The organism is Psychromonas sp. CD1, assembly GCF_002239585.1.
Classification (GTDB): domain Bacteria; phylum Pseudomonadota; class Gammaproteobacteria; order Enterobacterales; family Psychromonadaceae; genus Psychromonas.
In genome coordinates, this window is record NZ_NDFH01000003.1 from 802,882 (window position 1) to 817,706 (window position 14,825).

Below are 14,825 nucleotides of genomic sequence, written 5' to 3' on the forward strand. Positions count from 1 at the left end.
TTTAAATAATGAACTAAAAAATTAGCCTGCTGGAGTCTCTTTCTTTTCAGCTGCTTCTTTAATACTTAAACGTACACGACCTTGACGATCAACCTCAAGGACTTTAACTTTTACTTCTTGGCCCTCTTTTAAATGATCAGATACTTTTTGCACACGCTCTTCACATATTTGTGAAATATGCACTAAACCATCTTTACCAGGAAGAATATTAACAAAAGCACCAAAGTCAGCTAAACGCACAACTTTACCCATGTAAATAGTACCGACTTCTACTTCCGCCGTTAATGTTTTAATACGGTTAATAGCATCTTCAGCTTGCTCTGCTGAAGTCGCTGCAATTTTAACAGTACCATCATCTTCGATTTCAATCGTTGTACCTGTTTCTTCACAAAGAGCACGAATAGTTGCGCCACCTTTACCAATAACATCACGAATTTTATCCGTGGCAATTTTGATAGTATGAATACGTGGTGCAAATTCTGAAATGTCGTCACGACCTTCAGAAATAGCTTCATCCATAATTGATAAGATATGTAAACGCGCAGCTTTCGCTTGGTTTAAAGCGATTTGCATTATCTCTTTTGTTATTCCTTCAATTTTAATGTCCATTTGTAATGCAGTGATACCTTCAGCAGTACCCGCCACTTTAAAGTCCATATCACCAAGATGATCTTCATCACCTAAAATATCAGAAAGAACAACGAAATCATCACCTTCTTTAACAAGGCCCATTGCAATACCTGCAACAGAAGCTTTAAGAGGAACACCTGCATCCATCAACGCAAGTGATGCACCACAAACAGAAGCCATTGAAGATGAACCATTTGATTCCGTAATTTCAGACACTACACGTACTGTATATGGAAATTCCTCAATACTCGGCATTACCGCTAACACACCACGTTTAGCCAGACGACCATGACCAATTTCACGACGTTTAGGTGAACCAACAAATCCTGTTTCACCTACACAATATGGAGGAAAGTTGTAATGTAATAAGAAGTGATCTTTCTTCTCACCCATTAAACTATCAATAATTTGCGCATCACGTTGGGTACCTAATGTCGCAGTTACCAATGCTTGTGTTTCGCCACGCGTAAACAAAGCTGACCCATGTGTACGTGGTAATACACCAATACGCACATCAAGTGCACGAACACTTTCAGGATCACGTCCATCAATACGAGGCTCTCCTTTAATAATACGCGAGCGTACTACGACTTTTTCTAAATCATGTAAATATTCAACGACTTGTTTAGCTTCTAATGCTTCATCGTTCGCCAATAATTTTTCTTTTACTTCTGAAGTAATAACTTTGAGTGTGTCATAACGCTCCGCTTTATCACTAATTTGATACGCGTCTTCAAAACGAACTTGTGCTTCTGTTGCAATCAAAGCATCTAATGCTTCATTACGAACAGGCGCTACCCAATTCCAAGCAGGACGAGCAACTTCGGCTGCAAATTCATTAATGGCACTGATAACAACTTGTTGTTGCTCATGACCATAAACAACGGCGCCAAGCATAACATCTTCACTTAAGATACCGGCTTCAGATTCAACCATTAAGACTGCATTCTCAGTACCTGAAACAACAAGATTAAGATCACTTGTTTCTAGCTCTGTTTTAGTTGGATTAAGTAGATATTGTCCATCAGTATAACCAACACGAGCACAACCAATAGGCCCATTAAATGGCATGCCAGAGATAGAAAGCGCCGCAGAAGTTGCAATCATAGCGACAACATCTGGATTGATTTCAGGGTTAATAGAAACAACAGTTGCTATTACTTGCACTTCGTTTTTAAACCCTTTAGGGAAAAGAGGACGTACAGGCCGATCGATCAGACGTGCAATTAATGTTTCTTCTTCACTTGGACGACCTTCACGTTTAAAGAAGCCTCCAGGTATTTTACCCGCAGCATATGTTTTTTCTTGGTAATTAACGGTTAACGGGAAAAAATCACGCTCGTCATCACCTGTTTTTTTACCTACAACCGATACGAAAACACACGTATCATCCATACTACACATTACAGCAGCCGTAGCTTGACGAGCCATTACACCAGTTTCTAGAGTAACTGTATGCTCACCATACTGAAAAGTTTTTACAATAGGAGTCATCTTTTTTCCTTTATTTAATTTATATTCTTTATGCTTTTTATCGCGATAACAGTATACGTTATTCATCAAGATTAAAAATACTTACGTTATTCATCAAGATTAAAAATACTTAATCTATAAAAAAGACATTTGTTAAGACAAAGATTGAGCAGATGCGGGTTTAAAAAAGAAGTAGATACAAAAAAAGAGCCTACCGGCTCTTTTTATTGACTCAGTTTAAATCGAAATTAACGACGTAAACCTAATTCTGCAATTAATGCTGTGTATGCAACAACATTTTTACGTTTTAAATAGTCAAGCAATTTACGACGTTGTGAAACCATACGTAGTAAACCACGACGGCTGTGATGATCGTGGATGTGCTCTTTAAAATGGCCTTGTAAATGATTGATTTGTACAGTGTACAATGCAACCTGAACTTCTGGTGAACCAGTATCACCTTCTTTACGACCAAATTTTGCTACAATTTCAGCTTTCTGCTCTGCACTTAGTGACATAACATACTCCGAGTTTTGTGGTTATGTGAATAACCTATTTAAATAATTATCGCCGATCACTAATTCAGCGACAATATGAAAAACGGATTCTACTGATAACAGGTCTATTAATCAATCTATATCTTATTATATAGCCTTATTTCGCACACGCGACAGGTAGACAACTTAGTTCCTATAAAAAACAAAATAACAACACTTACATTCAAAAAACGTGATCTTTAAAACTTCTTTTTCTTTTTTATACAATGTAGCGCACAACCTTCTTTTAAAGTCATATACACCTCTTTATAGATACGTTTTAATGGCGCGGAATTTGTAAAAAGCTCTAAAAAACAATAGGCCGGCTAGTTTGCCGTCATTTTATGAACAAATTACATTGATTACTTCGAATGCAAAAGGAACAGCACACGAAGTCCATATAATACATACCACACGAATAATTATTTAAAATTACGTAGTGACATGTTTACAGGTATTTACCATGAAACAAGAAACAATCAAGACGCCGGAATATACATCAGAAACGGCAACAGAAAATGACAACGAGATGTACTCTTTAAAACATTGGAATAAAGTTGATACAACTTGGGTACTCAGTCTGTTTGGAACCGCCGTTGGCGCTGGAATCTTATTTCTACCTATTTCAGCAGGACTCGGAGGCATTTGGCCACTAGTCGTGATGACCATCATTGTTGGCCCTATGATTTACTGGGCGCATCGTAACTTAGCTCGTTTCGTTTTATCCTCAAGCATTCCCAATGCAAATATTACAGATGTTGTTGAAGAGCACTTCGGCATGGGTGCGGGTAAAATAATCACCTTACTCTACTTTTTTGCTATCTACCCTATTTTATTAATTTATGGTGTCAGCGTTACCAATACTGTCGAAAGTTTCATCGTCAATCAAATGCACATGGCAGCGCCAGCTCGTTGGTTGCTTTCTCTTATTTTGATTGGTGGCCTGATGACAATTATGGTCACGGGTGAAAAATTAATGATGATAATCACCGAATTTTTGGTTTATCCTTTAGTCATCATTCTTTTTGGTTTATCAATTTATCTTATCCCTGAATGGAACTTTTCATCTGTATCCGCTATGCCCGATTTTGGCACTTTTTCTAGCACTCTTTGGTTAACTATTCCTGTCTTAGTGTTTGCCTTTAATCACTCGCCAGCCATCAGTACCTTTGCAGTTAAACAACGTCAACATTACGGTAAAAATGCAGTAGAAAAATCAGATAAAATATTAAAAGTCACATCATCAATGCTGTTATGTTTTGTTATGTTCTTTGTTTTTTCTGTAGTGTTAAGCTTAAGCCCAGAGATGCTTGCTGAAGCAAGTGCACTGAATCTACCTGTCTTATCTTATCTTGCTAATGTACAAGAAAGTCCTTTTATCTCTTACTTCGGCCCTCTTATTGCGTTCGTAGCTATTGTATCCTCTTTCTTTGGTCATTATTTAGGCGCACGTGAAGGCTTAAATGGTATTATTGAAAAGCAAACAAGAAGCATGGGTAAAAAAGTCAAACCTGAAAGTATAAACCGATTTACTACTTGGTTTTTCTTCATTACATTATGGATTGTCTCTATTGTAAACCCAAGTATCATACATATGATTGAAAGCTTAGGTGGACCAATCATTGCAACCATTCTTTTCTTGATGCCAATGTATGCTATAAAACGTGTTCCAGCAATGGCTAAATACCAAGGCGCATTCAGTAATATCTTTATTACCTTTATGGGTCTCGTTGCCATTTCATCATTAGTTTTCGGCTTAGTATAAATATATAAGCATAAATTAACTCTGTATTATTAAATGCAGAGTTAATTTCGCTAAGTTTGTTTAGATCTCATTTACCTTTAAGATAATGATTAATCCTCATATTTTCAACAATAAGGATACCTTTTATGTATAGCGTCTTTGATATTTTCAAAATTAGTATTGGCCCTTCTAGTTCACACACCCTTGGCCCTATGAAAGCGGGCAAACGTTTTATTGAATATTTACAAACAACCACTGACATCGCGAACATTGATGAGATAACAGTTGATATTCACGGTTCATTAGCTTTAACGGGAAAAGGTCACCATACCGATACCGCCTGTATACTCGGCCTTGCAGGCTTTGATGCTGAATATGTAGATATCGACAAAATTCCGTCTTTTATCGACAAAGTGAAAGAAACACAAATATTGCCGATTTTAAATGGTAAGCACCAGGTACACTTTCCAACTGGAGCTTTAAATTTTATCAACACCCCTCTGCCGTTACATGAAAATGGCTTGATTTTTCATGCTACGACTAAAAACAACACGCAAATAAGTCAAACCTACTACTCGATTGGTGGTGGATTTATTGTCGATGCCGAACACTTTGGTGAAGAGGCGGAAGATAATGTAAAAGTTCCTTACCCCTTTCACAGCGCCACATCATTACTGGCATTTTGCACACAAGAAAATATTAGCATTAGCACATTAATGTTACGCAATGAACTATGCATGAATTCACAACAATATATTGATACACGATTGCAAAAAATTTGGAGAACAATGCAAGAAGGTATACAACGGGGTTGTCGACATGAAGGTGTATTAGCAGGTGCATTACACGTCCCTCGACGCGCGCCTCCCTTGCAACGAATGCTAGCATCCAGCAGTCTGTTAAATAACGACCCTATGATTATTCTTGATTGGGTGGCATTATTTGCTCTTGCAGTGAGCGAAGAAAATGCATCTGGAGGTCGTGTTGTCACCGCCCCCACCAACGGAGCTGCAGGAATAATCCCAGCTGTTCTTTCCTATTATGATAAGTTCATCGAAAAAGTAAACCAAGAACAATATAGTCGTTTCTTTTTCACCGCGGCAGCGATCGCAAGCTTGTATAAAGAAAATGCATCTATTTCTGGTGCAGAAGTTGGATGCCAAGGTGAAATTGGCGTTTCTTGCTCAATGGCAGCTGCGGGCTTAACCGAACTATTGGGCGGTAGCCCTATGCACGTTGCCGAAGCGGCGGAGATTGCAATGGAGCATCATTTAGGCTTAACCTGCGATCCTGTTGCTGGGCAAGTGCAAGTTCCTTGTATCGAGCGTAATGCCATTTCTGCCATGACAGCTATCAATGCATCGCGCATGGCTTTGCGACGCACAACTAATGCCTGCGTCTCGTTAGATAAAGTAATCAAAACAATGTATGCCACGGGCAAAGACATGAACGCGAAATACCGAGAAACCTCACAAGGTGGCCTCGCCATTCAACTTGCTTACACCTGTACTTAGCACAAGATGTACTATTTAAGCTTCGACTTCAAAATCAATTACGGTACAACCCCGTAGACAAGTCACACCCGTTGCTTTATCTGCAGCAACACATAGACTCAATACTTGTTGGCAAATTGGGCAATAAACTGTATGCCCTTTGCCAATTTTTTTAATAATATTCTTCTGCTCATTATATGATTTTGCCGAAGATTTATTGATGGCCGAAAAATCAATCTTAGTCATTACAAAGCTCTTTTAAATTAAACTTAAAGATTAACCAAACGCTTTGGCGCAATTAATCCATCATCATTCATTTGTCCCATACCGATAAAGGTATGTGCATCCCCCATAGTGATACGTACTAATGTATCCTCTGGAGCACCCGAAATTTGTACAGGTTGACCATGCAAAATGTAATCTGCCATTATCTCTGATATATGCACTTCAGGATATTTTTTAACAGCCGTATCCATGTCCAATAACAGTTCATCTAATAATGTATAAGGACTAATATCATTTTCTTTTGCTTGTTCAATTAAAGCATCTAATTGCGTAATAGTAACCATGCGCTCATAAGGGTAATCTGCGACTTGAGTTCGACGCAACATAGAAACATGCGCACCACATCCAAGTAGTTCACCCAGATCATCCACAATCGTGCGAATATAAGTACCTTTACTCACATGAATATCTAAATCTATTTCATCATTTTCGAAGCGTAATTGATTTAATTCATAAACAGTAATAGGTCGCGCTGGACGATCAATCGTTATCCCTTCGCGCGCATATTTATACAGGGGTTTACCTTCAAATTTTAATGCAGAATACATCGATGGGATTTGCTTTATTTGTCCACGGAAAGTATCAAGCGCCACATCAAGCTGTTGTTGAGTGACATTAACGACTTTTTCACAAACAACATCACCTTGAGAGTCACTAGTGGTTGTTCTTACGCCTAATTTTGCTGTCACAATATAGCGTTTATCTGAATCTAATAAAAATTGCGAAAATTTAGTCGCTTCCCCAAGACAAATCGGTAACATTCCCGTCGCCAAAGGATCTAATGCCCCAGTATGACCGGCTTTATTAGCAAAAAAAATGCGCTTAACGCGTTGCAACGCATGATTTGAACTAATACCGGTGGGTTTATCTAACAATACAATTCCATTAATTGAGCGACCTTTCCCGCGTCTTGCCATTATGCGTTGTCCTCATCTTCTTTACGGCCAGATGCTAATAATTTTTCTCTATCTTTTTTTACAGCGCCACTGACTAATTCAGAAAGACGTAGACCTTCAGTTAATGTTTCATCAAAACAAAAACGAACGGCAGGTACAATACGCAAGCGCATCGCTTTACCTAATAAACGGCGAATATAACCTGCGGCTGAATTTAAACCTTCAAGAGATTCCTCGTTGGTTTGATCACCAATTGTTAAAAAAGTAACAAATACTTTTGCATACGCAAGATCACGCGTGATATCAACACCCGAAATAGTTACCATACCAATGCGAGGATCTTTCACTTCTTGTTGTAGTATACGTGCTAACTCTTTTTGCACCTGTTGCGATACACGTGATGTGCGGCTATATTCTTTTGCCATTTTTATTTCCTTGTTCATCATTTTATCTATATGTGGCGATAAGCCTAATAGATCCTATTACCAATACCAAATCGTCTTAACCAAAACAATACGCCTGATTTCATTGTTATTAAATAGGTATTATTATAAATAAGAAAGGAGGCATTAGCCTCCATTCTTTTATTTTGCAGTATTAAAATTAAAGTGTACGTTTAACTTCAACAATTTCAAATACTTCAATTTGATCGCCTACACGAACATCATTGTAGTTTTTGACGCCGATACCACATTCCATGCCATTACGTACTTCTTGAGCATCGTCTTTAAAACGACGTAATGATTCAAGAACACCTTCATAAATAACGATGTTTTCACGTAATACACGAATTGGATTATTGCGTTTAATCAAACCATCAATAACCATACAACCCGCTATCGCACCAATTTTTGGTGACTTGAATACTTCACGAACATCCGCAAGACCAATGATCTCTTGTCTAAATTCAGGAGCCAGTAAACCACTCATTGCAGCACGAACTTCATCAATCAGATCATATATAATACTGTAGTAACGTAAATCAACCGCTTCATTATCAATTAACTTACGTGCAGATGCATCAGCACGTACATTAAAGCCGATAACAATCGCGCCAGATGCTGATGCAAGAGATGCATCAGTTTCTGTAATACCACCGACTCCACGTCCGATAATATTCACTTTCACTTCATCAGTAGAAAGTTTATTTAATGAATCAGAAATCGCTTCTAATGAACCTTGCACATCTGCTTTCAATACAATATTAAGCTCAGAAACTTCACCAGATTCCATGTTCAGGAACATATTGTCTAGTTTAGATTTTTGCTGACGCGCTAATTTAATATCACGGAATTTACCTTGACGATATAATGCAACTTCGCGCGCTTTTTTCTCATCACGCACTACCGTTGCTTCATCACCCGCAAGAGGCACACCAGAAAGCCCTAGGACTTCAACTGGAATCGCAGGTCCCGCAGACATAATAGGCTGACCATTTTCATTACGCATTGCTCGAACACGACCATATTCAAGACCACATAATACAATGTCACCCTGTTTTAGTTCGCCGTCTTGAATAAGGATAGTCGCCACTGGACCACGTCCTTTATCCAAACGAGATTCAATCACAACACCTGATGCTGGACCTGTTGCAACTGCATCCAAATCTAACATTTCAGCTTGTAATAAGATACTTTCAAGTAGCTCATCAATGCCCGTTCCTACTTTTGCAGAAACATGTACAAAAATGTTTTCACCACCCCATTCTTCTGAAATAATATCATGCTGAGAAAGCTCTGTTTTAACACGATCCAGATCAGCACCTTCTTTATCTATTTTATTCACCGCAACAATCAATGGCACTTTCGCAGCTTTAGCATGTTGAATCGCTTCAATCGTTTGTGGCATAACACCATCATCCGCAGCAACGACTAAGATAACGATATCGGTTGATTTTGCACCACGAGAACGCATTGCTGTAAAGGCAGCATGTCCTGGTGTGTCTAAGAAAGTGATAGCACCCTTATCCGTTTGAACATGGTAAGCACCTATATGTTGGGTTATCCCACCGGCCTCACTATCTGCTACTTTTGCACGACGAATATAATCGAGTAATGATGTTTTACCATGATCAACATGGCCCATAATTGTCACAACAGGTGCACGAGGTGTTTTAATACCATCAATCTGTTTTGCATCTGCAAGTACCGCTTCTTCTAACTCATTCTCTTTCGTTAGAATAACTTTATGACCCATTTCTTCAGCGACAATCGTTGCTGTTTCTTGATCAATGACTTGGTTAATAGTTACCATCGCACCCATTTTCATCATCACTTTGATAACTTCAACCGCTTTAACAGCCATTTTGTTAGCAAGTTCTGCGACGGTAATGGTTTCACCAATTTTCACATCACGTTCAACTTTAGCAACTGGCTTTTCAAATGCTTGTTGTAATGCTGACGGAGTGGCTAAATGTGATTTTTTACCACGACGACCACGACGACCGTATCCAGGTTGCGATGCGTGTGGTGGTTTTTTCTTTTTCTTACGACGATTATTACCTTCAGCTTTAGAGTCAGAGACATCTTCAGCTTCTTGTGCTGCAGCCGATGAGGTCACATGATAATCTTGTTCAGAAGCAGCTTTCTTACGCTCAGCTTCTTCTTTTGCCCAACGCCCAGAATTTTCTTCTGCTAATTTTTTCGCGATTTGAGCTTGTTCTGAAGCTTCTTTCTCCGCTTTTTCTTTCGCTTGCACATCCGCTTTTTTAAGTATTTCTACCGCTTCATTGTCCGCTTTAATTTGTGCGTCTGTTTTTTTAACTTTAGGCACTTTTTGCTTTTCTTTATTCGCCATTGCTGCCTTTTTTGCTTTCTCATCCATTATTTTTTTCGCCGCTAATTTTTCTGCTTGAGCTTTTTCAGCTACTATTTTTTTCGCTTCTAAATCCGCGTTTAATTCCGCCTGACGAGTTGCAACTTCAGCTGCTTTCTCTGCAAGTTCTGCTTCTTTAATTGCTTCAATTTCGCTATCAGTACGCTTTATATAAGTACGTTTTTTACGAACTTCTACATTAACCGCTTTTGCTTGCCCTTTGACATTCACCAACGACTTTACTTTTTTCTGTAACGTCATTTTTTTATTAACTTCTCCACCATGCTTTTTTTGCAGGTAAGTGGTTAATACTTCTTTTTCTGTTAAAGAAACTTTATCGGTTACTTTTTTGTTTATACCAGCAAGGTTAAATTGTTTAACTAATGCGTCCGCAGACTTGTTTAATTCTTTAGCAAGATCTTGTAATAAAATATCTGACATAATTTTTCTCCTATCTGTGCTTATTCAGTTTCATTACTGAACCAACAGATGTTACGGGCAGCCATAATAAGCTTGCCGGCTTTTTCTTCGTTCAATTCTTCAATATCAATAAGGTCATCAACCGCTTGTTCCGCTAGATTTTCAAGAGTGATAATATCTTTACTCGCAAATACATAAGCAAGATGTGCATCTAAACCCTCTAAAGCAAGTAAATCGGCAGCAGGTTTTGCACCCTCGAGATTTTCTTCAGCAGCTAATGCTTTGGTCACTAAAACGTTCTTAGCTCGCATACGTAACTCATCAACCATTTTTTCGTCTATACCTTCAATCTCAAGTAATTCCGAGATAGGCACATAAGCAATTTCTTCAAGTGAAGTAAATCCTTCATCGACTAATACAGCAGCAAAGTCTGCATCAATTTCTAGTGCTTTTACAAAAACACTGATCACACTATCCGCTTCTGCTTGATGTTTTTCTTGTAGCTCTGCAACGGTCATTACATTTAATTCCCAGCCTGTTAACTGTGATGCTAAACGAATATTTTGACCATTACGACCAATGGCTTGAGCTAAATTATCTTCTTCAACCGCGATGTCCATACTGTGTGCGTCTTCATCGACAACAACAGAGGCGACTTCAGCAGGTGACATTGCATTTATAGCAAATTGAGCTGGATTTTCATCCCAAAGGATAATATCAACACGTTCTCCACTGAGTTCACTTGATATTGCTTGTACGCGTGCACCACGCATACCAACACAAGCACCTATTGGGTCAATACGTTGATCATTTGATTTTACCGCTATTTTTGCACGCGATCCAGGATCACGAGCAGCTGCCATTAAATCAATCATCTCTTCTGCTATCTCTGGCACCTCTAACCGGAAAAGTTCAATTAACATTTCCGGTTGTGTACGTGTCATAAATAATTGAGCGCCACGCGCTTCAGGGCGCACATCATATAAAAGAGCACGTAATCTATCACCCGGACGGAAGTTTTCACGCGGTAACATTTCGTCACGGAAAATAACCGCTTCAGCATTGCCACCTAAATCAAGTAAAATACTATCACGAGTCATACGTTTAACGATACCTGTTATCAGCTCGCCTTTTTGCTCAATATATTGTTCTACCACTTGCGCGCGCTCTGCTTCACGAACTTTTTGTACGATAACTTGCTTGGCAGTTTGCGTTGTAATACGGTCAAAGGTGACAGATTTAATATCATCTTCGATAAATTCACCAATTTGTATTTCTGGTTGATCATATACAGCGGCTTCATAAGTCATTTCCGCACATGGATTTTCCATCTCTGCATCAGGCGCCAATACTAACCAACGACGAAATGTTTCAAATGTTCCTGTTTCACGGTCAATTTCAACACGAACTTCGATCTCCATTTCGTATTTCTTTTTTGTAGCAATGGCAAGCGCGCTTTCTAATGCTTCAAAGATGGCCTCACGAGGAAGGCCTTTTTCATTAGAGACTGCCTCTACGACCAATAATATCTCTTTATTATTCATTTTTCATCGCCTTAATTAATCAAATTTCGGAACAATATTCGCTTTTTGAATATTGCTTAATGCAAACCGCTCGAGCGTCCCATCTACATTAATACTAATAATTTCGCCTTCAACACTCGCAATTATCCCTTTCCATCTACGACGGTTTTGTATTGGCATACGTAATTGAATTTTTACTTCAGAACCAATAAAAGATTGATAATGTGTAGCACTAAAAAGCGGACGCTCTAAACCTGGAGATGAAACTTCTAATGTATATTCGTTAGTTATAGGATCTTCTACATCCATCAACGCACTAATTTGACGACTTACTGCCGCACAGTCACCTACTAAAATACCAGTATCTTGATCAATATAAACACGCAATATTGAATGTTGTCCTGCACGAGTATATTCAATCCCCACTAATTCATAACCTAAATCTTCTACACTTGGTGTGAACATTTCAGTTAATCGTTGTTCTAAACTTGCCAAATTTATCCCCTTTTTAAGCCCCGACTTGAGGCAATGAAACGAAAAAAGGGCCTTTAGCCCTATTAAATTAATCATAACTGTTTAATAAACCAGTCATTTATACAAACAGATATATTTACTATTTGCAAAACACAAAAAAGCCCCAATAAATTGGAGCTTCATTCGGTTTGTTCATTTACTGAACAAGATATTGCTATTGGAAATACAATATCGAATGTAATGGAAATCTGAGCATTATAAATGTTTCTATCATACATGCAGATTAACAATTTGAATACGAACATGCTTGCAAGTATGATGACACTTACATCTTTACTGGCATTATTAAGAAGTTATTACATTCACTTCTTAATAGAAACACATATTCTATATATGGTTGCGAGAGCAGGATTCGAACCTACGACCTTCGGGTTATGAGCCCGACGAGCTACCAAACTGCTCCATCTCGCGTCTGTTACTTTTAGGCTAAACCTAAATAATGCCGATATTATATCTACTATTTACTCTTGAGGCAATTCTTTAATATCAACATTACATTAATTTGGTGCGGATGGAGAGACTTGAACTCTCACGGCCTAAGCCACAGCCCCCTCAAGGCTGCGTGTCTACCAATTCCACCACATCCGCTTTATTTATTTACTCTGGGATCTTAGTCGAATTATCAACTTCAACTTTAACAGGTGCTTTAACTGTTTTTTCAACAACTTTACTTACATTTAAGTCTGAAAAAACATCATCAACAGAAATTTTGTTTGCAGACAAATTCCCTAGAGCTAAACTTAATACAAAAAAGACAATAGCTAATACAGCGGTAGTTCGCGTCATAAAGTTTCCAGAGCCACTTGCTCCGAATACTGTGTTTGATGCACCAGAGCCAAACGAAGCTCCCATACCCGCGCCTTTACCTTGCTGAACTAAAACAAATCCAATTAAGATAATAGAAACAATCAAATAAACAACTAATAGCATTTCATACATAAGAATATACCCGATATTTTCCGAAAGTATTTATATTAAACTCCCTAAGGAAGCGCGCTGATAATACTTAAAAGCAAAGAGAACTACAAGTAAATAACAGAATAATTTTACAAGTTTCAGCATTATATGCTTTAAGCGTATAATTTTTAAACAAAAAACACATAAAAGAGCGCTCTTCGCTTTTATTTAAGTATTATATTTTTACTTTATCTGCAATCGATTGTGCATACCCACGCACCACTTCTTCTGCTTCATCTGATTCAACCATCACTCTAAAGACAGGCTCTGTTCCTGATTTTCGTAATAACACGCGCCCATGATCAGCAAGTAAAGCTTGAATTCGTACTTGCTCTGCTAATACATCTTTATCTTGTAATGGATCAATCGCGTTATCAAAGCGAATATTTAACATTACTTGCGGATATTTACACATGCCTTGGCGTAACTCATGTAACGTTAAACGACTGCTTTTCATAGCAGCTATCACTTGTAAACCAGAAACGATGCCATCTCCTGTTTCTAAATATTCAGAGCAGATAACATGACCTGAATTTTCAGCCCCAAGAGACCAACCATTCTTTTTCATCAACTCCATTACATGACGATCGCCGACATCACTTCTTTCAAAAGGAATACCTAATTTTTTCAACGCTATCTCTAAGCCTAAATTAGACATTTTAGTGCCAACAACACCACCATTTAAAGTTCCATTACGTAATCTATCCCGCGCAATAATATATATTAACTCATCACCATCTAAGACATAACCGGTATGATCGACCATCATCACTCGATCACCATCACCATCATATGCAATACCAAAATCTGCTTTTTCTTGCACTACACGCTCAGAAATAGCCTGCATACTCGTTGCGCCACAGTTTAAATTAATGTTAACACCATTCGGCTCAACACCCATTGTGACAATAGAGGCCCCTAATTCGCTCAACACTGACGGTGCAATATGATAAGTCGCACCATTTGCACAGTCGACGACTATTTTAAAATTATTTAAATTTTGTTGGATAGGAAATGTGCTTTTACAAAACTCAATATAGCGCCCTGCCGCATCTGTAATTCGGTAAGCTTTCCCTAATTTACTTGACTCTACACATATTAACTCTTTATCAATTTCAGCTTCAATTTCAAGTTCAACTTTTTCTGACAATTTAGTGCCTTGTGCATTAAAAAATTTAATACCATTATCATAATATGGATTATGTGATGCACTGATAACAATTCCGGCAGCCGCTCTAAAAGTATGCGTTAAATAAGCGATAGCAGGCGTGGGCATCGGCCCCATTAATACTGGACGCAAACCCGCAGCTGTTAAACCTGCCTGCAACGCAGCTTCGAGCATATAGCCTGATATACGTGGATCTTTACCTATTAATACTTTTTTCGTTCCCGTTTTTGCAAGCACTCGTCCCGCAGCCCAACCTAATTTAAGAGCAAACTCAGGGGTTATTAATGATTCACCGACTTTACCTCGAATACCATCCGTACCAAAATATTTTTTTTTCATGCCTATTTTCTTC

12 protein-coding genes and 2 tRNA genes are annotated in these 14,825 nt (G+C 38.3%); 2 read left to right on the plus strand and 12 right to left on the minus strand.

What is annotated here, in order from left to right; all coding sequences use genetic code 11:
* Nucleotides 1-21: 21 nt before the first annotated feature.
* Nucleotides 22-2,124, minus strand: coding sequence for a polyribonucleotide nucleotidyltransferase (pnp, locus tag B8W84_RS05165; protein WP_094752219.1), 2,103 nt, complete (start codon nucleotides 2,122-2,124; stop codon nucleotides 22-24).
* Nucleotides 2,125-2,351: 227 nt separating this feature from the next.
* The gene (rpsO, locus tag B8W84_RS05170) at nucleotides 2,352-2,621 is read right to left on the minus strand and encodes a 30S ribosomal protein S15 (protein WP_094752220.1); all 270 of its coding nucleotides are present in this window, start codon (nucleotides 2,619-2,621) and stop codon (nucleotides 2,352-2,354) included.
* 481 nt (nucleotides 2,622-3,102) lie between these two features.
* On the opposite strand from rpsO, the gene B8W84_RS05175 reads away from it, so the two are divergent.
* Both B8W84_RS05175 and B8W84_RS05180 read left to right on the plus strand, forming a co-directional pair.
* A complete protein-coding gene (locus tag B8W84_RS05175) occupies nucleotides 3,103-4,404 on the plus strand; it encodes an aromatic amino acid transport family protein (RefSeq protein ID WP_094752221.1) in 1,302 nt (433 codons plus the stop codon).
* Nucleotides 4,405-4,529: 125 nt separating this feature from the next.
* Nucleotides 4,530-5,897, plus strand: a complete 1,368-nt coding sequence (locus B8W84_RS05180; RefSeq protein ID WP_094752222.1) for an L-serine ammonia-lyase — start codon at nucleotides 4,530-4,532, stop codon at nucleotides 5,895-5,897.
* Nucleotides 5,898-5,912: 15 nt separating this feature from the next.
* Here the strand turns inward: B8W84_RS05180 and B8W84_RS05185 are convergent, their stop codons facing one another.
* The 10 genes from B8W84_RS05185 to glmM form a co-directional block, all read right to left on the minus strand.
* Nucleotides 5,913-6,122 (minus strand): hypothetical protein, encoded by a 210-nt coding sequence (locus B8W84_RS05185; protein ID WP_094752223.1) that lies wholly within the window; start codon nucleotides 6,120-6,122, stop codon nucleotides 5,913-5,915.
* A 23-nt stretch (nucleotides 6,123-6,145) separates the two neighbouring features.
* Entirely contained in the window at nucleotides 6,146-7,078 is a 933-nt protein-coding gene (gene truB, locus B8W84_RS05190) for a tRNA pseudouridine(55) synthase TruB (RefSeq protein ID WP_094752224.1), read from the minus strand.
* The gene (gene rbfA / locus B8W84_RS05195; protein ID WP_094752225.1) at nucleotides 7,078-7,482 is read right to left on the minus strand and encodes a 30S ribosome-binding factor RbfA; all 405 of its coding nucleotides are present in this window, start codon (nucleotides 7,480-7,482) and stop codon (nucleotides 7,078-7,080) included. Before rbfA ends, truB begins: the two co-directional genes overlap by 1 nt.
* Before the next feature lie 178 nt (nucleotides 7,483-7,660).
* Entirely contained in the window at nucleotides 7,661-10,312 is a 2,652-nt protein-coding gene (gene infB / locus B8W84_RS05200) for a translation initiation factor IF-2 (protein WP_094752226.1), read from the minus strand.
* A gap of 20 nt (nucleotides 10,313-10,332) precedes the next feature.
* Nucleotides 10,333-11,835, minus strand: coding sequence for a transcription termination factor NusA (gene nusA, locus B8W84_RS05205; protein ID WP_094752227.1), 1,503 nt, complete (start codon nucleotides 11,833-11,835; stop codon nucleotides 10,333-10,335).
* A 15-nt stretch (nucleotides 11,836-11,850) separates the two neighbouring features.
* Nucleotides 11,851-12,309, minus strand: a complete 459-nt coding sequence (gene rimP / locus B8W84_RS05210; RefSeq protein WP_094752228.1) for a ribosome maturation factor RimP — start codon at nucleotides 12,307-12,309, stop codon at nucleotides 11,851-11,853.
* Nucleotides 12,310-12,682: 373 nt separating this feature from the next.
* Nucleotides 12,683-12,759, minus strand: a tRNA-Met gene (locus tag B8W84_RS05215).
* 92 nt (nucleotides 12,760-12,851) lie between these two features.
* A tRNA-Leu gene (locus tag B8W84_RS05220) sits at nucleotides 12,852-12,936 on the minus strand.
* Nucleotides 12,937-12,945: 9 nt separating this feature from the next.
* Entirely contained in the window at nucleotides 12,946-13,287 is a 342-nt protein-coding gene (gene secG, locus B8W84_RS05225; RefSeq protein ID WP_094752229.1) for a preprotein translocase subunit SecG, read from the minus strand.
* A gap of 193 nt (nucleotides 13,288-13,480) precedes the next feature.
* Complete coding sequence (gene glmM / locus B8W84_RS05230; RefSeq protein ID WP_094752230.1) at nucleotides 13,481-14,812, minus strand: phosphoglucosamine mutase; 1,332 nt, start codon at nucleotides 14,810-14,812, stop codon at nucleotides 13,481-13,483.
* Nucleotides 14,813-14,825 lie beyond the last annotated feature (13 nt).

Bases quoted from the DNA above. Each gene is read 5' to 3' on its own strand.
- pnp (WP_094752219.1), bottom strand. From the start codon at position 2,124: ATGACTCCTATTGTAAAAACTTTTCAGTATGGTGAGCATACAGTTACT.
- secG (WP_094752229.1), bottom strand. From the start codon at position 13,287: ATGTATGAAATGCTATTAGTTGTTTATTTGATTGTTTCTATTATCTTA.
- nusA (WP_094752227.1), bottom strand. From the start codon at position 11,835: ATGAATAATAAAGAGATATTATTGGTCGTAGAGGCAGTCTCTAATGAA.
- glmM (WP_094752230.1), bottom strand. From the start codon at position 14,812: ATGAAAAAAAAATATTTTGGTACGGATGGTATTCGAGGTAAAGTCGGT.
- rbfA (WP_094752225.1), bottom strand. From the start codon at position 7,482: ATGGCAAAAGAATATAGCCGCACATCACGTGTATCGCAACAGGTGCAA.
- infB (WP_094752226.1), bottom strand. From the start codon at position 10,312: ATGTCAGATATTTTATTACAAGATCTTGCTAAAGAATTAAACAAGTCT.
- rpsO (WP_094752220.1), bottom strand. From the start codon at position 2,621: ATGTCACTAAGTGCAGAGCAGAAAGCTGAAATTGTAGCAAAATTTGGT.
- B8W84_RS05180 (WP_094752222.1), top strand. From the start codon at position 4,530: ATGTATAGCGTCTTTGATATTTTCAAAATTAGTATTGGCCCTTCTAGT.
- truB (WP_094752224.1), bottom strand. From the start codon at position 7,078: ATGGCAAGACGCGGGAAAGGTCGCTCAATTAATGGAATTGTATTGTTA.
- B8W84_RS05175 (WP_094752221.1), top strand. From the start codon at position 3,103: ATGAAACAAGAAACAATCAAGACGCCGGAATATACATCAGAAACGGCA.
- B8W84_RS05185 (WP_094752223.1), bottom strand. From the start codon at position 6,122: ATGACTAAGATTGATTTTTCGGCCATCAATAAATCTTCGGCAAAATCA.